Origin of the sequence: Pontibacter kalidii (genome assembly GCF_026278245.1) — a bacterium.
GTDB classification, from domain to species: Bacteria; Bacteroidota; Bacteroidia; order Cytophagales; family Hymenobacteraceae; genus Pontibacter; species Pontibacter kalidii.
Genome location: NZ_CP111079.1, coordinates 109,214 through 135,227, shown reverse-complemented (window position 1 = coordinate 135,227; position 26,014 = coordinate 109,214). Strand labels below are relative to the sequence as shown.

General features: G+C 52.3%; 21 protein-coding genes and 1 tRNA gene. 10 read left to right on the top strand and 12 right to left on the bottom strand.

Translation table 11 applies throughout. The features are described from left to right. Window positions 1-183: 183 nt before the first annotated feature. Window positions 184-1,317, top strand: coding sequence for an aminotransferase class V-fold PLP-dependent enzyme (locus OH144_RS00580; protein WP_266204349.1), 1,134 nt, complete (start codon window positions 184-186; stop codon window positions 1,315-1,317). 729 nt (window positions 1,318-2,046) lie between these two features. On the opposite strand, the gene OH144_RS00575 is transcribed toward OH144_RS00580, so the two are convergent. The 6 genes from OH144_RS00575 to OH144_RS00550 all read right to left on the bottom strand — a co-directional run bounded on the left by OH144_RS00575 (window position 2,047) and on the right by OH144_RS00550 (window position 7,989). Next, window positions 2,047-3,177: a trans-sulfuration enzyme family protein gene (locus OH144_RS00575; RefSeq protein ID WP_266204348.1), complete on the bottom strand. Its 1,131-nt coding sequence runs from the start codon at window positions 3,175-3,177 to the stop codon at window positions 2,047-2,049. Between the two features lie 192 nt (window positions 3,178-3,369). Beyond that, complete coding sequence (locus tag OH144_RS00570) at window positions 3,370-4,788, bottom strand: S8 family peptidase (protein WP_266204347.1); 1,419 nt, start codon at window positions 4,786-4,788, stop codon at window positions 3,370-3,372. Between the two features lie 363 nt (window positions 4,789-5,151). Continuing rightward, the gene (gene atpC / locus OH144_RS00565; RefSeq protein WP_266204346.1) at window positions 5,152-5,397 is read right to left on the bottom strand and encodes an ATP synthase F1 subunit epsilon; all 246 of its coding nucleotides are present in this window, start codon (window positions 5,395-5,397) and stop codon (window positions 5,152-5,154) included. Window positions 5,398-5,471: 74 nt separating this feature from the next. After that, complete coding sequence (gene atpD / locus OH144_RS00560; protein ID WP_266204345.1) at window positions 5,472-6,983, bottom strand: F0F1 ATP synthase subunit beta; 1,512 nt, start codon at window positions 6,981-6,983, stop codon at window positions 5,472-5,474. A gap of 199 nt (window positions 6,984-7,182) precedes the next feature. Beyond that, complete coding sequence (locus OH144_RS00555; RefSeq protein ID WP_266204344.1) at window positions 7,183-7,683, bottom strand: hypothetical protein; 501 nt, start codon at window positions 7,681-7,683, stop codon at window positions 7,183-7,185. 81 nt (window positions 7,684-7,764) lie between these two features. After that, window positions 7,765-7,989, bottom strand: a complete 225-nt coding sequence (locus tag OH144_RS00550) for a hypothetical protein (protein WP_266204343.1) — start codon at window positions 7,987-7,989, stop codon at window positions 7,765-7,767. Window positions 7,990-8,247: 258 nt separating this feature from the next. On the opposite strand from OH144_RS00550, the gene purL reads away from it, so the two are divergent. The 6 genes from purL (at window position 8,248) to OH144_RS00520 (ending at window position 14,703) form a co-directional block, all read left to right on the top strand. After that, window positions 8,248-10,464 carry a phosphoribosylformylglycinamidine synthase subunit PurL gene (gene purL, locus OH144_RS00545; protein ID WP_266204342.1) on the top strand — a complete coding sequence of 739 codons (2,217 nt, stop codon included), beginning with the start codon at window positions 8,248-8,250 and terminating at the stop codon, window positions 10,462-10,464. A gap of 108 nt (window positions 10,465-10,572) precedes the next feature. Further along, window positions 10,573-10,645: transfer RNA gene (locus tag OH144_RS00540), tRNA-Gln, on the top strand. Window positions 10,646-10,814: 169 nt separating this feature from the next. After that, window positions 10,815-11,744, top strand: coding sequence for a ribose-phosphate pyrophosphokinase (locus OH144_RS00535; RefSeq protein WP_266204341.1), 930 nt, complete (start codon window positions 10,815-10,817; stop codon window positions 11,742-11,744). Window positions 11,745-11,867: 123 nt separating this feature from the next. Continuing rightward, window positions 11,868-12,452: a 50S ribosomal protein L25/general stress protein Ctc gene (locus OH144_RS00530; protein ID WP_266204340.1), complete on the top strand. Its 585-nt coding sequence runs from the start codon at window positions 11,868-11,870 to the stop codon at window positions 12,450-12,452. A 288-nt stretch (window positions 12,453-12,740) separates the two neighbouring features. Next, entirely contained in the window at window positions 12,741-13,304 is a 564-nt protein-coding gene (gene pth, locus OH144_RS00525) for an aminoacyl-tRNA hydrolase (RefSeq protein ID WP_266206370.1), read from the top strand. A 133-nt stretch (window positions 13,305-13,437) separates the two neighbouring features. Further along, complete coding sequence (locus tag OH144_RS00520) at window positions 13,438-14,703, top strand: MFS transporter (RefSeq protein WP_266204339.1); 1,266 nt, start codon at window positions 13,438-13,440, stop codon at window positions 14,701-14,703. 46 nt (window positions 14,704-14,749) lie between these two features. On the opposite strand, the gene OH144_RS00515 is transcribed toward OH144_RS00520, so the two are convergent. Then, entirely contained in the window at window positions 14,750-16,738 is a 1,989-nt protein-coding gene (locus OH144_RS00515; protein WP_266204338.1) for an adenylate/guanylate cyclase domain-containing protein, read from the bottom strand. Window positions 16,739-17,139: 401 nt separating this feature from the next. Between OH144_RS00515 and OH144_RS00510 the strand changes: the two genes are divergently transcribed. Beyond that, a complete protein-coding gene (locus tag OH144_RS00510; RefSeq protein WP_266204337.1) occupies window positions 17,140-18,324 on the top strand; it encodes a Pycsar system effector family protein in 1,185 nt (394 codons plus the stop codon). Between the two features lie 119 nt (window positions 18,325-18,443). Here OH144_RS00510 and metG read toward each other — a convergent pair whose 3' ends face one another. Beyond that, a complete protein-coding gene (gene metG, locus OH144_RS00505; RefSeq protein ID WP_407676620.1) occupies window positions 18,444-20,483 on the bottom strand; it encodes a methionine--tRNA ligase in 2,040 nt (679 codons plus the stop codon). A 140-nt stretch (window positions 20,484-20,623) separates the two neighbouring features. On the opposite strand from metG, the gene OH144_RS00500 reads away from it, so the two are divergent. Continuing rightward, window positions 20,624-20,851 (top strand): hypothetical protein, encoded by a 228-nt coding sequence (locus OH144_RS00500; protein WP_266204336.1) that lies wholly within the window; start codon window positions 20,624-20,626, stop codon window positions 20,849-20,851. A gap of 55 nt (window positions 20,852-20,906) precedes the next feature. Here the strand turns inward: OH144_RS00500 and OH144_RS00495 are convergent, their stop codons facing one another. From OH144_RS00495 to msrB, 3 genes are all read right to left on the bottom strand, one after another. Then, window positions 20,907-21,254: a hypothetical protein gene (locus OH144_RS00495; protein WP_266204335.1), complete on the bottom strand. Its 348-nt coding sequence runs from the start codon at window positions 21,252-21,254 to the stop codon at window positions 20,907-20,909. A 220-nt stretch (window positions 21,255-21,474) separates the two neighbouring features. Next, window positions 21,475-21,744, bottom strand: a complete 270-nt coding sequence (locus tag OH144_RS00490) for a hypothetical protein (protein WP_266204334.1) — start codon at window positions 21,742-21,744, stop codon at window positions 21,475-21,477. A 191-nt stretch (window positions 21,745-21,935) separates the two neighbouring features. Beyond that, the gene (gene msrB / locus OH144_RS00485; RefSeq protein WP_323134760.1) at window positions 21,936-22,484 is read right to left on the bottom strand and encodes a peptide-methionine (R)-S-oxide reductase MsrB; all 549 of its coding nucleotides are present in this window, start codon (window positions 22,482-22,484) and stop codon (window positions 21,936-21,938) included. 227 nt (window positions 22,485-22,711) lie between these two features. Here msrB and typA point away from each other — a divergent pair, with 227 nt between their 5' ends. Further along, entirely contained in the window at window positions 22,712-24,520 is a 1,809-nt protein-coding gene (gene typA, locus OH144_RS00480; RefSeq protein ID WP_266204332.1) for a translational GTPase TypA, read from the top strand. Window positions 24,521-24,613: 93 nt separating this feature from the next. Here the strand turns inward: typA and OH144_RS00475 are convergent, their stop codons facing one another. Further along, the gene (locus tag OH144_RS00475) at window positions 24,614-25,579 is read right to left on the bottom strand and encodes a hypothetical protein (RefSeq protein ID WP_266204331.1); all 966 of its coding nucleotides are present in this window, start codon (window positions 25,577-25,579) and stop codon (window positions 24,614-24,616) included. Between the last annotated feature and the right edge of the window lie 435 nt (window positions 25,580-26,014).

Here is a 26,014-nt window from a genome sequence, read left to right as displayed (position 1 = left end):
GGCACACCGCTTCCTAAAAAAGTATAGGACTAAACTGTTATACTTTGCGGGAAAATGGTATATTAAAGGGCACTAATACAGCACCTTTGCTGACCAGGACAGCCAAATTGGCGCCGGCGCCGTATGATAGCATCTGAACCCGAGGCTTCGCAGCCGCAAAAGCCCCACCTCACATTTAGCTATATGATCTACAGGCCAGGACGAATTTTCCTCTCGGTGCCGCACATGGGCGGGCATGAGAAGAACTATGCTTTAAAAGCAATAGAGGATAATTGGGTGACCACTGCCGGGCCAAACCTTGCAGGCTTTGAGCACGACATTTGCCAGCACACCAACGCCCGCCATGCCGTTGCCCTCAGTTCCGGCACCGCCGCCCTGCACCTGGCCTTGCAGGTGGTAGGCGTAAGGCCAGGCGATGAGGTGCTTTGCTCTACCTTTACCTTTGTGGCCTCGGCCAATCCAATTTTATACTTAGGCGCCCAGCCCGTATTTGTAGAGAGTGAGCCTGAAACGTGGAACATGAGCCCCGAAGCCCTACACGAAGCCATTGCCGATCGCCTGCGCCTCGGAAAACGCCCGGCTGCCATCATGCTGGTGCACCTGTATGGCATGCCTGCCAAGATGAAAGAGATCATGAGCATTGCACATGAGTTTGGGATTCCGGTGGTGGAGGATGCGGCAGAAGCACTTGGCTCCCGCTACAGCGGACACCAGGTGGGCACATTCGGGCGTGTGGGTGTCTTCTCTTTTAATGGCAACAAGATCATTACCACATCCGGGGGCGGCGCGCTCATCTCAGAAGATGAGCAGTTGGTGGAGCAGGCACGATTCCTGTCCACGCAGGCCAAAGATCCCGCACCGTACTACGAGCATTCGCAGATGGGCTATAACTACCGCATGAGCAACATCAGCGCTGGCATTGGCCGCGGGCAGATGGAGGTACTGGAGAAGCGCATTAAGCAACGCAGGGAGATCTTCCAGTTTTACAGGCAGCAACTGGGGCATATAGAGGGGCTGGAGTTTGTGGCGGAGCCTAAAGCCTGCTTCTCTAACCGCTGGCTCACCACCGTGCTGCTCCCCTCCCCGCACACGCCGGAAAGTATACGCCTGGCCCTGGAGGAGGAAAACATCGAGACACGCGCCCTCTGGAAACCCATGCACCTGCAGCCACTCTTTGCCCATCACCCTTACGTGGGCAACAACCTCAGTGGTAAGCTTTTTGAACGCGGCCTCTGCCTACCCAGCAGCAGCAGTATGACGGAGGAGGATTTAGCCAAGGTAGTGAAGCACCTGAGGCGCTTGCTGGAAGTGGTGTAGCCACCGCTTCCTTATTCTTAGAGTCCAACCACCCCTGCCCCTCCCTCGAAACAAGTTCGAGATGTGAGAATTAGCTAAGCAGGGAAGTTTCTGTAGTTGGTTTAGCCAAAGTATAAGCTTCGTAGCCGCTGTCCTCGCACGGACAGGTCGCGACCTGTCCCTACAAAGTATAAACCCACCCCTGGCCCCTCCGAGGAGGGGAATCATACTTGCCACATTCCTTGTCATCTCTCCCATAGGTCGAGATGACAGTAAGGGCAGCGGCTATCGAACTAGAACCCAGTCCTTGGGTTGAGCGCCTTGTGAGATCCGGTGCCCGCAGGGCAGCGCCTTGGCGCAGGAGGGAACACAGCGCGATGCCAAAGGACGAGCCCTCTCGGGCCTGAGAGCACCAAAGTCAGAGATGAAACGAGCAGGTAGTAAAGCCGTGGGTGAACGGTAGCCAACAAGGATAACTTGTATCAAGCTGAAGGAAGCAGCATCTCATGGAAGGCACAAGCGGACGCTTGCGCCAGAGAAGCATAAAGTACAGCGGAAGTATAAAGTACGGCTCTGCGAGCCAGTCGAGTCACAGACTCAACCCATCATAGGGCACAAGCCGGAAGACTTACGCTAGAAAAAAGATAAGCAAGTATAACTCGTCAAACTCGTCAGTCTAGAACCCAGACTCTACAGTTGTAGACAGGTCCGAAGACCTGCGCCTGGGGATTGGGACAAGTACAGCCCCCATTAAACAGCTGCCAACGCTGTTTCCAGTTCAGCAATCAGCTCCTCCGGCTCCTCTATCCCCACCGAGAACCGGATAACGCCCACAGTTATACCTAATTTCAGCTGCTGCTCAGGCGAAAGGGAGCGGTGTGAAGTACCTAGCGGGTGAGAGATAGACGTATTAACTCCTGCCAGTGACGGCGCGAAAGGTATGCTTGGCAGCGCCTGCATAAATCGGTTCACGGCCGCAGCCTCGTCTTTGATCCTGAAGCTGAGCATGCCCCCGAACAGGCCCTGCCCTTGCTGCCTGGCCAGCTCGTGCTGCGGATGCTCTTCCAAACCTGGATACCATACTTTCTCCACCTTCGGGTGCTGCTGCAGGTATTGCGCTATTTGCAGGGCATTGCTGCAATGCTGCTTCATGCGCAAGCGCAGCGTTTTCAGGCCACGTGCCGCTAACCAGCCTTCAAAAGGACTCAGGTTCAGGCCGTAGGTCCGCATCACCGTTTGCACGCGCTGCAGGTCTTCCTGTTTCCGGCAAACTACCACGCCCGCTGTTACATCGCTGTGGCCTGAGAGGTACTTGGTTACGCTATGAATGACGAGGTCGGTGCCAAGCGCTAAGGGCTTGGTAAGTATAGGGGTGGCGAAGGTGTTGTCGATCACCAGTTTTATACTTTGTTTTCTAGTTTCTTCGACCAATTTTGCGATGTCCAGCACCTGCAGCAGGGGATTGCTCATGGTTTCTGCCAGCATCAGGCGCGTGTTGGGTTTTGTATACTTCTGCAACGTATAAGTATCGGCCGTTGGCACGTAGCTAACCTCTATGCCGATACGCGTCAGTTCCTGGCTCAGCAGGGCGGCAGAGCCCCCGTAAATCTCCTCGGCGCACAGCACATGGTCCCCGGCTTTGCAAATGGCCAGTATTGCCGCCAGTATCGCCGACATACCCGAAGAGGTGACCACCCCTCCTGCTCCGCCTTCCAGCTTGTTTACCTCCCGAGCCAGTTCATCGGTGTTGGGATTGCCGTACCGGGTGTACATGTAGTTCTGCCCCGGCTGCTCAAAGTAAAGCTCCAGCGCATTCAGATCATCGAAAGTAAATACTGAGGTCTGGTAAATGGGGGGGGTTTTGGGGTGGATATCAGGCATGTTGTGCAAGTATAATTCTGGCTTAATTTAAGGAGGATTTCTCACAATGAGTATTTAGAAGCCAAAATTGTTCTGGTGAGAACCCACTAAACAAATCGGACAGCGCAGTTGCATGCCCACAGATACGCAGAAAGCCCGAGAGCCATTCCTGGTCCAGGAATGGCTCTCGGGCTTTCTGCTTATAGTGTTATCTTACTGAACTACTCCAAGTGCTGCATCGGCAGTGATAAACCCATGTCCAACTTCATTCGCTTTCCACTCAGGGCTGGAAATAGCGACAGACTCCAAGATATTCTCCGTTTGAACTGCCGTAATAGATGGGTTCTTCTGTGCCATTAGCGCAACAATACCTGCCACGTGCGGGCTTGCCATAGAAGTACCCGTCAGGTAGTAGAAGGACAGCTGTCCGCTGTTTAACTGATAAGGACCTACAATATTGGAGCCAGGCGCCATTACATCCAGATCTTGCCCGGTCTTTGCACGGCTAGAGGATGGGGCAATGTAAAACTCATTCAGATCTGTAGGATCAGGCACATTATAGGCATACCACCAGGCCGGTACCGAGAATTCTGCTTTTAGCCCAGCGTTAGCCACACTAATAACAGGCGCGTAAGCCGCCGGATAGCCCATACCGGCTGTCCCGCTGTTACCAGCTGACGCCACAATGATCACTCCTTTGCTGATGGCATAGTCAATGGCAGCTTTTTCAACTGCATCCAATACGCCGCCTCCTAGGCTCATGTTAACAACAACTGGAGAGCCTTTTAGAGGACCAGCTTTCAGGTTGGCCATGTACACAATGCCACGTGCAATTACAGAAGACCAACCGGAGCCATTCTGGTTCAGTACCTTTACCGGTACAATGGTCGCTTTAGGAGCAACTCCGTTGACGGCAGTACCGCCCAGATCAAAGCCGATAATTGTGCTGGTTACGTGGGTACCATGCGAGTTCTGGTCGTGCTCCCATTTGTTTGGTTGCTCCGACACATTGCCGCTCATACCACCACCGCCTCCAAATGACTTGGCATATTGTGTTGCAATTCGCTCTTGCGGGAAATACTGTCTCCAGGAATCCAACAGGCCCGTATCCAGCACCCCGACATAAACACCTGTTGCATCCTGTGCTACCGTTCGGCCTGCTCTAAAATCTGTCACGTTGATTGCATCCAGGTTCCATGTATTCAGACCAGTAGAAAAGTCCGCCACGGATACCGCATCTATAGGTGCCCCCTTCCGCTCCGCATCTGGGTTGGCAGTATCCACAAAGGATAACTTTTGAACAACAGGTAGCTTATCTTTTGCTAACCTCATGGTCAGAGCATTGATTTCTGGAATCACATCCAGCACTGTACCGTGTGCACCCAATTCACTCAGAATGGCATCTGTCACGGCTACATTAAGCAAAACGTTTACTCCCACCATCCCCTTTGCCTGTTGCAAACTTGCATCCTGGCCTAGTTCTGTTACAGGTTCTACAGATTCTTCCGCGTTATCGCATGCTGGCAATAACGCAAGGGAAGATGCGGCAGTTAACAGGGTGAGTAACTTTCCGAAGCGCACATTTCTCCCAGCATTGAGCAAGTGCGTCAATTGTACATAGCTTCTTTTCATAAGTAACTTTTGATTTGTATAGAGTTAAAAAGACAAGACTTTTTATTCATTTAATTCAAATACAAAATAGATACGTACAATAATTCAAGTTAACTGATAAATATCTGCTCTATAGGCAAATAATTAGGTGAGCATCATCTATAGCAGGCTTAACAGCCTATAATTAAAGGTTAATGGATTACAACAAAAGCACCTGTAATTGCTACGGGTATTGTTATGCATATTTACAGCAAAAAGGCTTCCTGAAGGGGTATTATAGCACTTTTCTACCCTATATTTGAGTATCTCTATATAGGCCTAAAGCAACAAGGCCTCCTGCTCACGAAGAACAGGAGGCCTTATTTTATACTTTGTTACCGGCTGTTAGGCTGTTACAGACTCAGCCAGTACGATGATCTTGTTATTCAGTACTTCTACCACACCACCGTCCACGGTAAAGAACTCCTGTCCTTTGCTGGTAGTGATACGGATATTTCCTTTGTCAAGGGTGCTGATGAGCGGGGCGTGCATGTCCAGTACCTCGAAAGAGCCGTTGGCTCCCGGAAACTGAGCGGCCTCTACCTCACCGGCATAAACCTTTTTGTCAGGTGTGATTATCTCTAAATACATGCGTTTCGATTAACAATTAACAGCTACCGGTTATCAAAAGGTGCTAATTGATAACTGGTAGCTGATAAATGAATTTATTTTGCTTCGGCCATCATCTTCTCGCCTTTGGCAACAGCGTCTTCAATGGTTCCAACCAGGTTGAAGGCTGATTCCGGCAGGTGGTCGTGCTTGCCGTCCATGATCTCGTTAAAGCCTCTGATGGTGTCTTTGATGTCAACAAGCACACCTTTCAAGCCTGTGAACTGCTCGGCAACGTGGAATGGCTGAGACAGGAAACGCTGCACGCGGCGCGCTCTGTGCACTACCAGTTTATCCTCGTCAGAAAGCTCGTCCATACCCAGGATGGCGATGATGTCCTGAAGCTCTTTATAGCGCTGCAGGATCTCTTTTACGCGCTGTGCTGTGTTGTAGTGCTCTGCACCTACTACGTCTGGCGTCAGGATACGTGATGTAGAATCCAGCGGGTCTACCGCAGGGTAGATACCAAGCTCGGAGATTTTACGGGAAAGTACTGTTGTCGCATCCAGGTGAGCAAACGTTGTTGCCGGAGCCGGGTCAGTTAAGTCGTCGGCAGGTACGTAAACAGCCTGTACTGAAGTAATGGAACCACGCTTGGTAGACGTAATACGCTCCTGCATGGCACCCATCTCCGTTGCCAGCGTTGGCTGGTAACCTACCGCAGATGGCATACGACCCAGAAGGGCCGATACCTCAGAACCCGCCTGCGTAAAGCGGAAAATATTATCTACGAAGAACAGGATGTCACGACCAGCATCGCTTGAACCTGGCTCGCCATCACGGTAGTATTCCGCCATGGTAAGGCCGGAAAGGGCCACACGTGCACGCGCCCCAGGAGGCTCGTTCATCTGTCCGAACACGAAGGTAGCCTTCGACTCCTTCAGCTCTTCGGCATCTACTTTAGAAAGATCCCAGCCACCGTGCTCGAGCGACTCCATAAAGTTCTTGCCGTAGCGCACGATACCAGCTTCAATCATCTCGCGCAGCAGGTCGTTCCCCTCACGGGTACGCTCGCCTACACCGGCAAATACAGAAAGACCACCGTGTGCTTTCGCGATGTTGTTGATCAGCTCCTGGATCAATACAGTTTTACCAACACCGGCACCACCGAACAAACCGATCTTACCACCTTTTGCATAAGGCTCAATCAGGTCAATTACTTTGATACCTGTGTAAAGTACTTCAGAAGAAGTGGCAAGGTCCTCGAAACGAGGGGCAGCTCTGTGGATTGGCAGACCACCTGTGCTCACTGGCTGTGGAATACCGTCAATGGCTTCGCCGATCACGTTGAAAAGACGACCTTTTATGCCTTCGCCTGTCGGCATTTTGATTGGGCCTTCCAGGTCAACCACTTCAGCGCCACGGGTAAGACCTTCTGTAGAGTCCATCGCAATGGTACGGACACGGTCTTCGCCCAGGTGATTCTGAACCTCCAGCACTACTACCTGGCCGTTGTCTTTCGTCACCTGAAGGGCATCCAGAATATTTGGTAGCTTAGAGTTTTCACCCGCAAAGCTAACGTCCACCACCGGACCGATAACCTGGGTAATTCTGCCAATATTTGCCATTTGACTTTTTATATTGATTAACTAGTATAACGGAGTTATTTCAGGGTGCAAAACTAATGTATAAATCTCTTATATCCATGCAAGGGTATAAAAAGTTTTGCGCCACATGGATAGGCGTCCGCGGCGAGCACAGGAAAAGAGGTTCGGCACCCCACTGCCGTGCAAGTTACACATAAATAAGGAGAAGCGGCGACCCCTGTCAGATTTCGACGCGCACCACCCACCGGCCAGCTTCATTTACCTTAAAGCTGATCACCCGCTCATAGATCACGGTATTCATCTTATTAGGTGACTTAAAGCGCACAGTTCCCTCAAAGGGCAGTACAAAATTCTCGAAAAGTATGCGGGAGCCATCGCTCAGCTGGCTTCCGCTGCTGCCGATCATCTGCAGATCCTGCGGGTCGCGCAGCATCAGGCCGCTATCCATGATCACCAGCTCAGCATAGTATCCATCGGTGCTGCGCTGCGACACGGAGGCCCTTGTAATATTGCGCATAGAGGTTACGGCAACAGCGGCTGGCGTACGCTCATTCTTTGGCTTGATCTTCTTTTTCCGCTCCTTTGCAGAGGCCCCCTGTTGAGAGGTTGAGGTTTGCTCCTGCGCTACTGCCGGCGCCGAAGCTATGGCCGCGTTGTGGGTAACAGCAACCGTACCGGAGCCGCAACACACGCTTATCAGAAGTATGAATAAGTGTAACATGGCTGATTTGTTAAAACGCAACAATGTACGGTTTAACAAGCTGATTATAAAGCCGTAGCCTTAGAATCAGAGCACATTCACCTACAAATTCTTCAGCAGCTCTATCTGCTCGTCGTTCAGCAGAATGTAGCGGTTGTTAAAGGGGTTGGCGTAGAACTTCTCGGCAATGATGTACTCTCCTGACTTCAGCTTATGGATGTTGTAGCTGAAGAGGCTGTTAGAGCGCTCAATCACCAATTCGGTGTTGCTCAGGTCTAACACTCGTCCGCAAGTAGTTGTAATCACGTCAGGATTTACGGTAGTCATAAGCTGGGGCATAGATTAATTATTAAGGAGTTGCGGGATTCTTTACGCATAAATGTTCCCAGGGTAACGGTTTAGCTACAGAAAAAAAGAGATATTTTAATTCACTACGATCAATGCAAACACCCCATACTTTAGTGCAACAAGAAAGCCTGCTTCCGCTTTAGAAATCATAAGCCGGCTAAATGGCAGGCGTTATAGTTGTACTCTTAGGGTTTAAGTTCCTATTTTGCTAAACCGTTACAGAAGTCAGCATATCAAGTGGATCAACAACTCACTCCCGTAGAAACCGCTCAGAAGCTTGGCCTTCTGGAGGAGGAGTTTGAACACATCAAACAGATCCTGGGACGTACCCCGAACTTCACCGAGCTCAGTATCTTCTCCGTAATGTGGTCGGAGCACTGCTCTTACAAGAACTCCATTGTCTGGCTTAAAACGCTGCCAAAGGACTCGCCGCGCATGCTGGCCAAAGCCGGCGAGGAGAATGCCGGCCTGGTGGATATCGGCGACGGCTACGCCTGCAGCTTCAAAATAGAATCGCACAACCACCCATCCGCCATCGAGCCTTACCAAGGCGCGGCCACCGGCGTGGGCGGTATCAACAGAGATATTTTCACTATGGGTGCCCGCCCCATCGCGCAGCTGAACTCGCTCCGCTTCGGCAACCCGAAATCAGAGAAAACACAGCGTCTGCTGCGCGGTGTGGTAAAAGGCATCGGCGATTACGGCAATGCCTTCGGCATACCAACCGTGGGCGGCGAGTTGTTCTTCGACGAGTGCTACAACATCAACCCGCTGGTAAATGCCTTCTCGGCAGGTATCGTAAAAGTAGGCGAAACGGCTTCGGCTACTTCTTACGGCGTGGGTAACCCGGTCTTCATCGTGGGTTCGGCCACTGGTAAAGACGGTATACATGGCGCAGCTTTCGCCTCCAAAGATATTACCGAAGACTCAGCCAAAGACCTTCCCTCCGTACAGGTGGGCGACCCCTTCCAGGAGAAGCTGCTGCTGGAGGCTACGCTGGAGATCATCCAGTCGGGCCACGTGATCGGCATGCAGGACATGGGCGCTACCGGCATCACCTGCTCTACTTCCGAGATGAGCGCCAAGGGGGAGCATGGCATGGATATCTGGCTGGACAAGGTTCCTACCCGCCAGGCGAACATGGTGCCATTCGAGATCCTCCTTTCAGAAAGCCAGGAGCGCATGCTCATCGTGATGAAGAAGGGCTACGAGCAGACCATAAAGGATATCTGCGACAAGTGGGACCTGTACTGCGAGCAGATCGGTGTGGTAACCGAGGGCGGCACGCTGCGCTACTACATGAACGGCGAACTGGCTGCCGAGGTACCGGCCGATGACCTGGTACTGGGCGGAGGCGCTCCGGTTTACCACCGTGAGTACCGCGAGCCAGCCTATTTTGCCGAATCCAAGAAATTTGACATCGACCAGGTAGCCGAGCCGGAAGATTACCAGGCGGTGGCCGAATTCCTGGCCACGCACCCGAACATCGCTTCCAAGCGCTGGGTATACCGCCAGTACGACTCCATGGTAGGCACCGCCACCATGACCACCAACGCCCCTTCTGACGCCGCTCTGGTAAAGGTAAAAGGCACGGATAAATCGATTGCCGTTACCGTGGACTGCAACAGCCGCTACGTTTACGCCGACCCGGGAGAAGGAACAGCCATTGCCGTAGCTGAAGCAGCCCGTAACATCGTATGCTCCGGCGCCGAGCCGGTGGCCATCACAAACTGCCTGAACTTCGGCAACCCGTATGTGCCGGAAGTATACTGGCATTTTGTGGGCGCCATCAAAGGGATGGGCAAGGCCTGCACCGCCTTCGGCACGCCGGTAACAGGGGGCAACGTAAGCTTCTACAACCAGTCTTCCGACGAGGGCCCGGTGTTCCCGACACCAACTATTGGCATGCTGGGCATCCTGGAGGATAAGAACAACGCCATGACTTTGGCCTTCCAGAACGCGGGAGACCTGATTTACATGATCGGTGATGCGCAGAACGACATCGCCTCTTCCGAGTACCTGTACTCCTACCACAACGTGAAGCTTACCCCTGCCCCATACTTTAACATGGACGAGGAGCTGAAGCTGCAGGCTGCCCTGAAAGAGGTGATCGCGCAGAAACTGGTGAAGTCGGCGCACGACGTGGCGGACGGAGGTTTATATATCGCGCTGCTCGAGTCGGCCATGCCAAAAGAGTTGGGCTTCGACATCGAGACAGATAAGAATTTCAGAAAAGACGCGTATTTATTCGGGGAGAGCCAGAGCCGCGCAGTGGTTTCTGTTTCCGCAGCGCAGCAGGCGGCATTCGAAAGCGCCCTGCAAAATAAAGGCGTGAATTTCACGAAATTAGGCAAGGTAACAGCCCACGACTGCCACATAGACGGCGCGCTTCTCGGGGGAATCACAGTGGCCAAAAAGCACTATGACACGGCCCTGGAGCAGATTTTAGACTAATATTTTTCGAAAAATATTAGAGCAATTGTTTGCAGTTTAAAATCGTCTCTCTATCTTTGCATCACCAAACGACACAGGGACGAAAGTCCTGAAGTTTAGTAGGGAGATTGTCCGATGGTGTAACTGGCAACACGTCTGATTTTGGTTCAGAAGAGTCCAGGTTCGAGCCCTGGTCGGACAACTTAAAAAGAACAACACTCAACCGGGTGTTGTTCTTTTTTTTTGCTCCTACGGCAGCTGTAACTGGTTAAAAATCAGAAATATTTCATGCCTGCCATTAGTATTTTTGGTAGCTTTGCGGGCATAATCAACTAAACACAAACCAACCGTTATTTAGTTTTAGCACCGTTATGCCCCAAGTTAAGATCTTCTCTGGTTCAGCATCCCGTTACCTGGCTGAGAAAATAGCTGCCGCTTATGGCACTAAGCTCGGCGACCTTACCCTCTCCCGTTTCAGCGACGGCGAGATAGGCGTACATTACAATGAGTCAGTTCGTGGCGCAGAGGTGTTTATCGTACTATCCACCTTTCCGCCTGCCGACAACCTGATGGAGCTGATGCTGCTGGTGGATGCCGCCAAGCGTGCCTCGGCCCATAAAGTAATCGTGGTGATGCCCTACTATGGCTACGCCCGCCAGGACAGAAAAGACCAGCCGCGTGTGGCGATCGGTTCTAAGGTGGTAGCCAACGCCATACAATCGGTCGGCGCTGACCGCCTGATGACCTGCGACCTGCATGCAGGCCAGATCCAGGGCTTCTTCGACATTCCGGTGGATCACCTGGATGGCTCGGCCATTTTCGTGCCCTACCTGCGCAGCCTGAACCTGGGCGAGGACCTGATCTTCGCATCGCCTGACGTGGGAGGAGTGGTGAGAACAAGATCCTTTGCCAAGAACTTCGGTGCCGAGATGGTCGTTTGCGACAAACACCGCAAGCGCGCCAATGAGATCGCCTCCATGCAGGTGATCGGTGATGTGGAAGGTATGGACGTGGTGCTCGTGGACGACATGGTGGACACGGCCGGCACGATAACCAAAGCCGCCGAGCTGCTGAAGGAGAAAGGAGCAAAAACCGTTCGCGCTATCGCCACGCACCCGATTCTCTCAGGCCCCGCTTACGAGCGCGTTGAGAAATCCGTGCTGGAAGAACTGGTGGTGTCGGACACGATTCCGCTGAAGCAGCAGAGTTCCAAGATAAAGGTGTTGTCTTTTGCAGACTTGTTCGCCCGGGCGATCAACAACGTGGTCACACACGAATCGATCAGCTCGCTGTTTATTTAACTTCGTGCTTGGTTATTGGTTAGTCGTTATTCGCTCCCAATAAAATAATCTAATAACGAACAAGGGTTAACAAATTATCAAAAAAAGCCATACCTTTGCAGCTTCATTTTTAAAAACATTTTTATGAAAACGTTAGAGATTATAGGGTTTAAAAGAGCAAATCTCGGCAAGCAGCAGTCGAAAGAGCTGCGCAATGAGTCTTTAATACCGGGCGTACTGTACGGTGGCCAAGAGCAAGTTCACTTCTATGCTCCAGCTATCCTGTTCCGCGATCTGATTTACACGCCGGAGGTACACGAGGTAGACCTGAACATTGAGGGTACGCACTACCGCGCCATCCTTCAGGATTCTCAGTTCCACCCGGTAAACGAAATGCTGCTGCACGTTGACTTTCTGGAGCTGCAGGACGACAAGCCAGTGAAGATTGACGTTCCGGTTAAGTTCGTTGGTGTTTCTCCTGGTGTATTGGCTGGTGGTAAGCTGGTAACCAAGCTGCGTTCTATCAAGATCAAGGCGCTTCCTGCTAACCTGCCAGACTTCGTAGAGGTAAACATCTCTGACCTGGAACTTGGCAAGTCTATCAAGGTTTCTAAAATCCAGCCGGATAACTACGAAATCCTGACTAACCCAAGCGCTCCAATTGCTACCGTAACTATTCCGCGTGCCCTTAAGAGTGCACAGATGGAGGAGGCTCGTGGTAAAAAGTAATTTCTTGAGCCACAGCTCAGAATATTATCAAAAGTCCTGTCCTGCTCTGAGCGGGGCAGGACTTTTTGCTTCTGTTTTAGGTTAAACTGTTTATTGTTACCTGTTATTCAGCTCCAAACTATAAGTTGTTGCTCGTAAGGCAACGAATTTATACAGCAGCACATTTTTATATGCCTTCCAAACAATAAACAATCAGCTAGTAAGACCTTGAGCAATCCAACAATTAACACGATAAAAAAGTGGCTGGGTATCTCCTCTGCCGGAGCCGCCGCTGCCGAAGATACACATATGAAATACCTGATTGTGGGGCTGGGCAACATTGGCCCCGAATACGCTGAGACACGCCACAACATCGGTTTTATGGTGCTGGACTACCTGGCAAGCAAGTATGGGGGCAACTTTGACGTGAGCCGCCATGCCTTCGTAACAGAGATTAAAACCAAGGGCCGCACTTTTGTGCTGGTAAAACCAACCACCTACATGAACCTGAGTGGCAAAGCCGTGGGCCATTATTTAAATTCCCTGAAGCTAACGCCCGACCAGATGCTGGTGATCACCGACGACATTGCCCTGCCTTTTGGCAAGCTGCGCATACGCGCCAAGGGCAGTGCCGGCGGCCACAACGGCCTAAAGCACATCGAGCAGACGCTGGGGCACAACAATTACCCGCGCCTGCGCTTCGGCGTCGGCGATGCCTTCCACAAAGGCAAGCAGGTGGATTATGTGCTGAGCAAGTTCAGCGAAGACGAAAGCATCGAGCTGCAGTCGCTGATCGAGAAAGCAGCCGACTCCGCCATCGCCTTTGGCACCATTGGCCTGGAGCGCACCATGAACCAGTATAACACGAAGTAAGGCTCATATAAGAATGCCAGAGGCCCCTCCCGGTTTATACTTGTGAGGGGCTTATACTTTTAGGTGAGCAGCAGCCGAAATCTCCCCCCGAAAGTATACATTTGCCTTTGCCCCATCCTTTGGGGCCACTGCTATGAAAAGAATTCTCCTGCTCTACCGCAACGCCTTCGGTGGCCTCTCCCGCCCCGCCTGGATGCTCTCGCTCATCATGTTCATTAACAGAAGCGGGGCCATGGTGATACCGTTCCTGGGGGTTTACCTGACAGAGTCGCTTGGCTACACGTTGAGAGAGGCCGGTCTCATCCTTAGCATCTATGGCCTTGGTGCCGTGTGCGGCTCGTTCCTAGGAGGCTGGCTAACCGATAGGGTCGGTCATTTTCGGGTGCAGCTGTTCAGCCTCACCGTTGGCGGCAGTTTATACTTCATGTTCCTGTTCCTGGAGCGATTCCAGTTCATTGCGGCGGGTGTTTTTATACTTAGCCTGGTAAACGATATGCTCCGCCCTGCCAACTCTGCCTCCATTGCGCATTACGCCAGGCCCGAGAACGTCACCAGGGCTTTCTCCCTTAACCGGATGGCCCTGAACCTGGGCTTTTCCATAGGCCCGGCAATAGGGGGCCTGGTGGCGGCCATCTCCTACAAGTTCCTATTTATCGGCGATGGCGTTGCCTCCATGTTGGCGGGCCTGTTCTTCTTTATCTACTTCAGGAAACGGCAGGGGCACAAACCGCAGAAGGAAGCGGCTACTGCTGCGGCAAGTATGGAAAAGGTGCGCTCTCCGTATGCCGATGGCATGTATCTTGTTTTTATACTTCTCAACTGCGGCTTCGCGATCCTGTTTTTCCAGCTGCTCTCCACCCTGCCGCTTTACTACCGCCAGGTGTACGTGCTGCCCGAAGGCCGTATCGGCACGCTGCTGGCCCTGAACGGGTTTATCGTCTTCCTCTTCGAGATGATCCTGGTTTACCTGATCGGCGATAAAATAAAGAAGTCGTGGCTCATACCTGTAGGTGTGCTAGTGCTGGGCTCTTCTTTCGTGGTTCTAAACCTGGGGCAGCACATTGCATTGCTGTACATCGCCATGGTGCTGCTCAGCTTCTCGGAGATACTCGTGATGCCCTTTATGGCCACTATCTCCGTGGAGCGCTCCAACCACCGGAACCGCGGTTCTTACCTGGGACTGTACACCATTTCGTATGCCGCGGCGCACGTGGTTGCCCCTTTTCTGGGCACCACCATTGCCTCCCGCTACAGCTTCGGCACGCTTTGGTGGGTGCTGAGCGTACTGGCCATAGTGGTAAGCATAGGTCTATACTTTGTAGTACAGCATATAGAGCGGGCGCGGCTAAACGGGAAAGCCACAGTTGCGTCCAGCGAGGCAGGCGTAGCCGTGGGCTAGACCTGCCTCGCTGGACGCAACTACTCCTGATGAAAGCGCCGCCCAACTACCTGCTCTGGTACCGCAGGAGGTTGCGATTGTTCATTTTCTCCAGCAGTTTCGGGTAGCGTGGGTCCGCCCTGATAGCATCGGAAACCCAGTGCTCGTGCTTGAGCGAGACCAGCAGGGGGTCATGCTCCCGATAGCCTTTTTCGAAGTAATGGAAGGCCTCATCCAGGCTATCGTTTACCCAGCCAGCCGCTATTCCTATCACCGTGCACACGATGTACTCCCTTTGGGCCCGCTCCTTGAGGTTGCTGAGCTCCTGACGCGCCCGCTCCAGGTCCCCCATCTTGCTCAATGTCATGATCAGGGCTCCGTGTACGAAGTTATGCCTGTCCGAGAGCACCATCAACCGCTCAAAACAGGCCAGCGCCTTCTCATACTGCTTCAGGAACAGGTAGGAATATCCTTCATACAGCAGGCACAGGAAGGAACTGCCGTCCAGCTCCAACCCGGTTTTACAAGCTTCCAGCGCCTCACTGAACTTGCCGGCCGTGTGCAGAATCTGGGCGTAGATGCCGAAGCAGATGGCGCTAAGCGGCTCTAGTTTGATGGCCTTCCGACCATGCTCCTCCGCTTTGGCGAAATCCCCCTTCATCCAGGCCAGGTAATTCAACCCGTACCGGACATGGGCCGGCGCATAGCTAGGGTTCAGCTCTATCGACTTCAGGAAGTTCTTTTCCGCTTCGGGCAGGTCCCAGATGTAGCAATAGTAAGATCCGAGCGCACAATAGGTTTCACAGAGCATGGGGTTCAGCTTAAGAGCCGTTTCGGCGGATCGCCTGGCTTTGAGCATCACCTTGTTGGGCGGCACCAGCCCGTAAAGGCCGGCCATCAGGTTGGCGTCGGCATACTCGGCATGCGCCAGGGCAAAGCCAGGGTCCAGCTTGATGGCCTGCTCCAGGAATTTTATACCTGTGATGATATAAGTGCCCCTCCTGTTAAGGTAGAACCTGCCTTTCAGGTATAGTTCATAAGCCTCCGAGTTATGGGTAGAAGTTTCCCGTATCTTGCTCCGGCCTTTGCCCAGCAGGGTTACCTTCATTTTCTCGGTTATTTCCGTCGCGATCTGGTCCTGCACCGCAAAGATATCGTGCATATCCCCGTCATACCTCTCCGACCACATATGGAACCCGTCCTCTACTTTGGTCAGCTGGACCGTGATACGAAAGCGCTCCCCCTGTTTGCGCACACTGCCCTCCAGCACCGTGCTCACGCCAAGCTTTTCGCCCACCTCCCGCAGGTCCACGTTCCTTCTGTCGAACTTGAAGGAGGAGGTGCGGCCCGCTACCTTCAGGTCCTTTAGGTTCGACAGGGCGTTGATGATCTCCTCGGCAATCCCATCGCTGAAATACTGCTGCTCCGGGTCGTTGCTCATGTTCACGAGGGGCAGTACGGCTATACTCTTGGGCGGCGGCCTTTTTGAAGTTCTCAAGGCGGATTTTTTCTTTTGCTCCGTTTTCCCGTTCAGGGAGTTTGGGGCGGGCTTCACCAGGCCTTCGTGGTCCAGGGCGAACACCTCCACCTTCCGCTCCACGTTTTTGAATTGATAGACGCCCACGGAATAGGTCTTGATAGCCGGGTGATTCAGGACTTCATCCTGTACCTTGTCAGAGATCAGCACACTGCCGGCCACACCCAGAGACTCCACGCGGGAGGCGAGGTTTACCCCATCTCCGAAAAGCTGCTCCTCATCGAAGACCACATCCCCCATGTGCAGGCCCATGCGCACCGGAACCTGTGGCGCCTGCCGGTACGCCAACTGCATGGCCAGCGCGCACTCTACCGCACTCACGGCACTCTGGAACATACTGAGCGCCCCATCGCCATAGTACTGCACAATGCGGCCATTGTATTGCTGGTGATAGCGCTGCAGCACTTCGCGGTGCCGGTCTTTAAGAGCCAATGCCTGCTGCTCATCATGCTGCATGATAGCCGTATACCCTTCAATATCGGTAAACATAATAGCGGCAAGTTGTCTATTTCGACTCATATTCTAGTCAATTTCAGGATTACAGGTATAATTCATAGTTATACTCCATACTTCATATTTACGTCAACAGCCATAAAATGAATACTGGCAGCGAACACATTGTGTATAATTCTGTATCTGCTTTTCTGCCACGCCAGGCTGCTATAAAAAAGGGAATGAAGCCCGTGTGGCCCCCACACCTCGCGCTCCAGCACCAGGCACAGGCAACCTGTCGAAAGAGCGCCAGTCCACTATAAAAACCACGCCATTTGCTAAGTATGCAGGCACACTCTTATGATTCTAGAAATCGTATACATAACTTACTAAACAGCTATAAATACTTTACTTAGTTCTATACCTGCCCTAGCGAGTATGAACTCTGGAGCATGCTTTAAATTAGTAGAAACCTTACACCGTGCGAAATGATAGACGATGATATTCTGGATAGGGCGAATGTCTTTGTAGGGCACCACCTGCCGATGAAGGGCACGAACGAGTTAGTGGGGTTTGACCTGCAGCATACCAAAAGCCTGGTCGCCGTGGCAGAGGCCATTAGTAGGTTCTGCGACTTCAATGAGCGCGACAATAGGCTCCTCTTGCTAGCGGCCTGGCTCCATGACCTGTACTGCGACGAGGAGGGGGAGCTGCTAGAGGAGCAAAAGATTCTGCCCGTCACCGAGTTCTTAGTGAGCAGTGGCCTATCTAAGGCCGAAATACTGAAGATATCCCAAAGCATAGCTGCCACACGCTATCCCCAGCAGCCCCGGGACCTGCTGGAGGAGGCCCTTTGTGATGCCGTTGCCAGTTTCCTGGCCGCAGAAGACTTTGTGCCCAGGGCCGAGCAGAAAGCAGGCGCCTCCACCACGAAAATCGGGCAGTATAATTGGATCGAAAGGCACATCACGCTTCTCAAAAAGCATTATTACTTTACCAAGTACGCTAAACGCGCCTTCTCGGGCGGCAAAGAGAGCAACCTGAAGCTCCTAAAGAAAAAGCGCAAGGAACTCAGCCAAGACAACGCCGAGCTGGAAGCACTTTGGGAGGAGAATAAAAGCCTGAAGAAAGACCTACGGAAGGAGAAAGAGCAGAAGGTCAGCAAAGGGATAGAAACCATGTTCCGGACCACTATGGCCAGCCACCTGCAGCTAAGCGTGATTGCCGATAACAAAGCCAACATGCTCATCTCGGTGAATGCCATCATCGCCTCCATCATGATATCGTCCTTCTTCAGCAAGTTTCAGGATGTGCCGCACCTGCTTCTCCCTTCCATCCTGCTCACGGTGGTTTGCCTTGTCACCGTTATCCTGGCCATCCGCTCCACCCGGCCCAACATCAAGAACATGGCCGTACCGGACAACAAGATAGACTTTCTCTTCTTCGGAGATTTCGTGCAACTGGACTCCGGCACGTACCGGGAGGGTATCCGCAACATCATGCGCGACCACAACCTGCTCTACAACAGCATGGCCGACAACATCTACCTGCAGGGAAAAGTGCTGTCCAGGAAATACCGCTTGCTCAAGCTCGCCTATACCGTCTTTGCGTTGGGCATAGGCCTTGTTTTGTTAAGCTATGTGCTGGCGTGGTTATTCTTTAGCGATAGCTGAAACGGAGTTGCCAAGTTCGTTTTTCACCTCTGCCATTAAAATAAAAAACCTCACCTGCCTATTAAGACCGGTGAGGTTTATACTTTAAGAGACTGTTTATACTTTGTGAGAGTATACTTCTAGCTGACTGTTCCGCCGTTCTTGATCTCTTTGCCTGGCTGCACAAAGGCCAGCGAGCCATCGGCATTCTCGGCCATCAGGATCATACCCTGGCTGGTGATGCCTTTGATCTCGCGCGGAGCCAGGTTCACCAATATACTTACCTGCTGCCCGATGATCTCTTCCGGGCTAAAGAACTCGGCAATGCCGCTGACGACCGTGCGCTGGTCAATCCCGGTGTCGATCTTGAGCTTCAGGAGCTTTTTGGTTTTGGCGACCTTCTCAGCCTCCAGGATGGTACCGATGCGGATGTCCATTTTAGAGAACTCCTCGAACGTGATGTTCTCCTTAGCAGGTGCTGCCACGGCGTTTGCCATTTCGTTGGCCTTTTTCGTGTCCAGCAGTTTCTGTACCTGGGCTTCCACGGCGGCGTCTTCCACTTTCTCGAACAGCAGCTCCGGCTTACCGATTACGTGGCCGGCAGGCAGCAAGTCAGCAGAACCGGCCGTAGACCAGTTGCCCTGCTCCTGGTTGAGCATGTTGCGCAGCTTTTCGGCAGAGGTTGGCAGGAACGGCTCCATCAGAATGCTCAGGCTGGCAGAAATCTGCAGCGCAATGTTCATGATGGTTTTCACGCGCTCCTGGTCTGTTTTGATCAGCTTCCAGGGCTCTGTGTCGGCCAGGTATTTATTGCCCAGGCGGGCCAGGTTCATCAGTTCGGCCAGCGCATCCCGGAAACGGTAACGCTCCAAATAGGTGGCAATCACCATCGGCATTCCCTCCAGATCCTCCAACACGGTTTTATCGTAGTCGGTTAGCTCGCCACGCGTAGGCACGGCACCCTCGTAGTACTTTTGGGTAAGTACCACCGCGCGGTTGATGAAGTTACCAAGTATGGCCAGCAACTCATTGTTGTTGCGGGCCTGGTAATCTTTCCAGGTAAAATCGTTGTCTTTTGTTTCAGGCGCATTGGCACACAAGGTATACCGCAGCACGTCGCCTTTGCCCGGGAAGTCCTGCAGGTACTCGTGCAGCCATACCGCCCAGTTACGGGAAGTAGATATCTTGTCGCCTTCCAGGTTCAGGAACTCGTTGGCCGGCACGTTATCCGGAAGTATAAAGTCGCCGTGTGCCTTGAGCATGCTCGGGAAGATGATACAGTGGAACACGATGTTATCCTTGCCGATGAAGTGTACCAGCTTGGTGTCCTCGTCTTTCCAATACTTCTCCCAATCATCCGTAAGCGCTTTGGTGGCGGAGATATAGCCGATCGGCGCATCGAACCACACGTACAGCACCTTGCCTTCAGCCCCTTCTACCGGCACCGGCACGCCCCAGTCCAGGTCGCGGGTTACGGCGCGTGGCTGCAAGCCCTGGTCTATCCAGCTTTTGCACTGCCCGTACACATTCGATTTCCAGTCGCCTTTGTGGCCCTCTACGATCCACTCGCGCAGCCATGGCTCATACTCGTTCAAGGGCAGGTACCAGTGTTTCGTTTCGCGCATAACCGGCACAGCGCCGCTCAGCGTGCTTTTGGGGTTGATCAGGTCGGTGGCATTCAGCGAGGTACCGCAGCTCTCGCATTGGTCGCCGTAGGCATTCTCGTTGCCGCACTTGGGGCAGGTGCCTACGATGTAACGGTCGGCCAGGAATTGCTGCGCCTTCTCATCGTAGTACTGCTGCGTGGTCTGCTCGATGAACTTGCCGTCGTTGTAGAGTTGCAGGAAGAAATCAGAAGCTGTTTCGTGGTGGATCTTAGAAGAAGTACGGTCATATACATCAAACGACACCCTAAAATCCTCGAACGACTTTTTGATCAGCTCATGATACTTATCCACGGCCTGCTGCGGCGTGATGCCTTCTTTCTTGGCACGAATCGTGATCGGTACGCCGTGCTCATCCGATCCGCAGATAAACTTCACGTCGCGGCCCTGCAGGCGCAGGTAGCGCACATAGATATCGGCTGGCAGGTATACCCCGGCCAGGTGCCCGATGTGAACAGGTCCGTTGGCGTACGGCAGCGCGGCCGTAACAGTATAGCGTTTTGGTGTAGTGGTCATGTTTTGTCTTATAGGTGCAAATATACAAATCCGGCGCGATTGCGCCGCGCCTCCCTGGCAATTGGCAAAAACAGCTTTCAGCTATGACTTACGCTTCATTTTTCCGTAAGACAAAGCATCACCTTAAAGTATACTTGTTTATGAAGCATAACGATAGCGAAAAATCGAGGAGAGACGACGGGGAGAACCTAGGGAAAAAGGATCATGAGAACAAAGTATCTAAAAAACCCTCACCCAGGGAAGTAGACCGGGAATCTGAGAACACGCCGCCCGAGAATGAAGTGTACGTGGACCTGGAGCCGGACGAGCTGCACTTGGGCGATGACCAGAAACCGGAGAATGTGAACCGGAAGAAGAAGAAAAAGTAATATCATACTTCCTCAACAGAAAAGGCCTCCGCTACAAGTATAGCGGAGGCCTTTTTTACTGGTCGTTAGTTGGAGGTAGCGGCTGCACCTCCCATTGCATTGGCCAGTACAGGAAGTGTCTTGTAGAGTCTATTGGCGCCAGAGGGAGCAGCAACGGGCGAAGGGTGTTGGGTGTCATGGCTGGTTTGTTGAGATCAAACTGCTCTATATTACGCTTCCGGTTAATCTCGCTGGCCTGGTTATCCATATGCTCAAGCAAGGTCTCGTCTAGGTTATGCTGAAGCGTTACCCGCTTATTGGCGGGAATAGGGGGCGGCAGGTTCTCCTGGCCCTCACTTAAAGAGGTACAGGCTCCCAATCCTGCCAAACTTAGCCCTATACTGTACATTATATACTTATTCATGGTCTGGTATCGCTGTTTTAAACTTAGCTGTTTACACAAGCCTGTATTAAGGTATACGCACAGACCACAGCTTAGCACTGATTTTACACATTTCACTGACCAGCACTGCCTTCTACTTCTGCCGGGATTAGCTTAACTGCTTACATTTTAAAATAAGAAAAGCCGCTGACACAGGTTAATCAACCTGTGTCAGCGGCTTTAAACTTGCTATGCCTGAGCATCAGCGGCCTTCGCCACCCCACACGTACTCATGCCCTACCTGCGTCAGCATCAGACCGTCCGGGGCGGGGTTAATGTAGCCTTCCTTTGCCAGGTGATGCTCCGCCTCCTTCTGCACATCCTTGTAGTGCGGGTATCGTTCCTGCAGGTAGGGGTACAGCTGCTGGTAGTGAAGCACGCTGCCTTCACGCACCTCAAACGCTTTGAAGGCCTCGATGATGCACTGTGCGGTGTTCTCTATATTTTCAGCTTCTGAATGTAGCTCTTCCATAGTTCTGTTCTGTTTGGTTCAGAGTTAGAGTACGGCAGAGGGTAGTTGTTAGTTAATGGTTGTGTTGGTTATGGGCTGCTGGTTTGTACTTTACAGGAGAGGCACGCTCCGGTAGAGGAAGTATAACAACACCTGCCTCACGCCTATGGCTGAGAATCCAATAACTAATAACGAACAACTAGCAACCAACCTTACTTCTTCTCCCTGAAATCGAGGGCCGCCGAGTTAAGACAGTAGCGCAGGCCGGTCGGTTTGGGGCCATCCTCAAACACGTGGCCGATGTGGGAGCCGCAGCGGGCGCACTCCACCTCTGTGCGCACCTCCCCCGGAAACGACCTATCCTCCACCGCTTTTATCTGCTTTCGGGCAATAGGCGCGTAAAAGCTGGGCCAGCCGGTGCCGGACTCGAATTTGGTAGCGGAACTGAACAGGGGGTTACCGCAGGCGCCGCAGTAGTAGGTGCCCTTCTTCTTATTGCTGTTATACTTATTCTTAAAGGGTGGCTCGGTTCCCTCCTGCCGCAGCACATAGTACTGCTCTGGCGTGAGCTGCCTGCGCCACTCCACCTCCGTTTTCACGACCGTGTCCTGCAGGGCTGCCTCGCTCAGTTCGGCCTCCAGCTCCTGATCCAGCGGCTCATCGCCAGCTAAGGCCGTGGCAGACATAAATGCGGCACTGGTTTCTGGCTGGTTGCAGGCTGTGAGGTGTAGCAGGGCTATCAACAAAAATATTTGGATCATTTTCATACTTGTTTAGGCAGGCAAAAAGCTTGCCCCTTTTATGTATACGTTAAAATTTCCTAACCCCTTAGGAAACAAACTCTAACAAGATAATGTTTGCCCTATACCCTGTATCAGCTACGGCCACTACAGAATAAATTTAATACAACTATAACCTGTTTATTTCGAGGTACCTAGTGAAAGTCTGAAGCCTTTTCAGTATTTTTGCGGCTCGAAAAATCTATTCAATGCAAAATATTCGAAATATTGCGATCATCGCACACGTAGACCACGGCAAGACGACGCTCGTGGACAAGATCATCCATGCTTCCAAGCTATTCGCAGAGCACCAGCAGTTTGACGACCTTATTCTGGACAACAACGACCTGGAGCGCGAGCGTGGTATCACGATCGTTTCTAAGAACGTGTCGGTTCGCTATAAGGGCGTTAAGATCAATGTGATTGACACGCCTGGTCACGCCGACTTCGGTGGTGAGGTAGAGCGCGTGCTTAAAATGGCCGACGGGGTGTTACTTCTGGTGGATGCCTTTGAAGGCGCCATGCCACAGACCCGCTTCGTGCTTGGTAAAGCGATACAGCTTGGCCTGAAGCCGATTGTAGTGGTAAATAAAGTAGACAAGGAAAACTGCCGCCCCGACGAGGTGCATGAGCAGGTGTTCGACCTGATGTTTAACCTGGATGCCTCGGAAGACCAGCTGGATTTCACCACGCTGTATGGCTCTTCGAAGCAAGGCTGGATGAGCACCGACTGGACTCAGCCCACAACTGACATCACGCCGCTTCTGGATGCTATCATCGATGTGATTCCTGCCGCGCCTTACCGCGAAGGTTCGCCGCAAATGCAGATCACGTCCCTGGACTACTCTTCATTCGTGGGCCGTATCGCCATTGGCCGCGTGCACCGTGGAACACTGAAGGAAGGTATGCCGATCTCGCTTTGCAAAGCAGACGGTTCCATCAAGAAAGGCCGCATCAAAGAACTGCAGGTATTCGAAGGTCTGGGCAAGAAAGCTGTTCAGGAAGTAACTGCCGGCGAGATCTGCGCCGTGACAGGTATAGAAGGATTCGACATTGGCGATACGATCGCTGATGCGGAGAACCCCGAGCCACTTACCCGTATTTCCATCGACGAGCCAACCATGAACATGTTGTTCACGATCAACAACTCTCCTTTCTTCGGTAAAGAGGGCAAGTTCGTAACATCACGTCACCTGCGCGACCGTCTGATGAAGGAAACAGAGAAGAACCTGGCCCTGCGCGTTCAGGAAACCGACCGTGAGGACTCTTTCCTGGTATTCGGTCGTGGTATCCTGCACTTGTCTGTTCTGATCGAAACCATGCGCCGCGAAGGCTATGAGCTTCAGGTTGGTCAGCCGCAGGTAATCTTTAAAGAAATAGACGGCGTACGCCACGAACCAATCGAGCACCTGGTAGTAGACGTTCCGGAGGAAACCTCTGGCAAGGTTATCGAGCTGGTATCGATGCGCAAAGGTGAGCTTACCATCATGGAGCCAAAGGGCGACCTACAGCACCTGGAGTTTAACATCCCGGCACGCGGTCTGATCGGCCTCCGTAACAACGTGCTGACAGCTACTGCCGGTGAGGCCATCATGAACCACCGTTTCCAGAGCTATGAGCCGTACAAAGGCCCTATCCCGGGTCGTAACAACGGCTCTATCATCTCTATGGAGACCGGCCCTGGCACTGCTTACTCTATCGATAAGCTGCAGGACAGAGGCGTATTCTTCGTTGATCCGGGTGTAGATGTATACATGGGCCAGGTTATCGGGGAGCACAACCGCCAGAACGATATCACGGTTAACATCCAGAAGGGCAAGAAGCTGACGAACATGCGTGCTTCCGGTTCTGATGACAACGCGAAGATCGCTCCAGCCAAGAATTTCTCGCTGGAAGAGGCCATGGAATACATCCAGAAGGATGAGTACCTGGAGGTGACGCCAAAGAGCCTGCGCATGCGCAAGATCTATTTGGACGAGAACGAGCGTAACCGTATGTCAAGAGCTGACAACGCTTAAGTCTACGACTTATACTTACAAAAACGCCTGCTACAGCAATGTGGCAGGCGTTTTACTTTTAAGTGCAGCTGTAGCAGCTGCCTACGACACGAATCAAACAGGTCGGACCCCATCATCGCCGGTTGCAACCAGGTCTTTTGGTTCTCCTACCTTGCCTCCTATGGCTGCTACTATGGCTCCCAGCAGCAACCCAAAGAAGGCATAGATAGCCGCCTTCGAGATGGCAGAGGCGACATCACCACCTATTTGCTGGGCACGTTGCCCTACCTGTGCCCTTGTCTCCTTGTACTGTGACTTTACCTGCTCATACGTTTTGGCCCAGCTGTCCACAATCTCATTTGCCTCCGCCCTGCTTTTGCCGGTGCGCTCCATGATAACATTTACGGCCGCCTCACGGTCTGCAGCACTTGCTATCTCTGCCCCCTGGCCATACAGCCTGTCCATCACTTCATCAAAAGTAGAGCCAGCAGACTGAGGGTCTGCAGCGGCCTCGCCTACCTGGCTTTGTACGGTGCTACCTGCCTGTTTTGCCTCTTGTTCAATATTCTCAGGCTGCAGTTCAGGCTTTCCTGTTTGTTGTAATATCTGTCGGGCTTCCTGCTTAGCTGTTTGGAAATCGATGCCTCGCTGCTCCAGTTCAGTTCCTATCGCATCTGCTGCTCTGGGTGCTACTGCCGCCACACCCTGGCCGGCAAGTGAAAGCGTTTTGCCTACCACACTCCCAACGCCACTGATAACACTACCAACAGCAGTGGTTAGTAAATAGAAGGATACCAGTGTGAAGAGGCTCCAGGTCAGGATACCATGCAGAATACTATCAAACGCGGTAGGCATGCCTGCCAAGCGACCCGCCACCCAGCCGCCGGCAAAAAGAGCAAGCAACATACTTACAACCCACCATATCAGGGTGCCTGTACCAAGACCTGACATAGGGTTTTGCTCCTCTACAGGATCGATTGACCCCATACCTATACTCAAACCCAGCAGGCTAAGCGTCAGGTGTACTACCAACGCCACTGCCAGTCCCGCAAATACGGCTCCCCAGGAAATCCTTTTCATAGTACTATATCCTCTTGCAGGTCTTGTTCCTGCATATGAGGCAGGCCTGTATCCTCTTTCATTATGTAATTCATCGTTCATAGCTTTATACTTTTATGTTATTCCAAGACATTTATTTAACGGCCACAGCAGTTTCTAGTTATAGTTAATTGGTTTACAGCTGCTTAGAGCTAGATAAAGATCGCCGCGGCACCGTCAGTGGTTGTACAACTCATCCTACATGATCATTACTACACATCTTGGCACCCACTATCAGTAAGAGATGGACGGCAGCCGATTGAAAGCGCAGGTTCAAAGTGGCGCTGAGCAGCAGATAGGCTTACCTCTGCTGAGGAAAAAGCAGCACAAAGCTTTGGAATCTCCTTCACCCTGTGTATCTGTCTATTCACACAAACACAAGGTCATTAAGATAAATATTTCTATTTACATTATAAT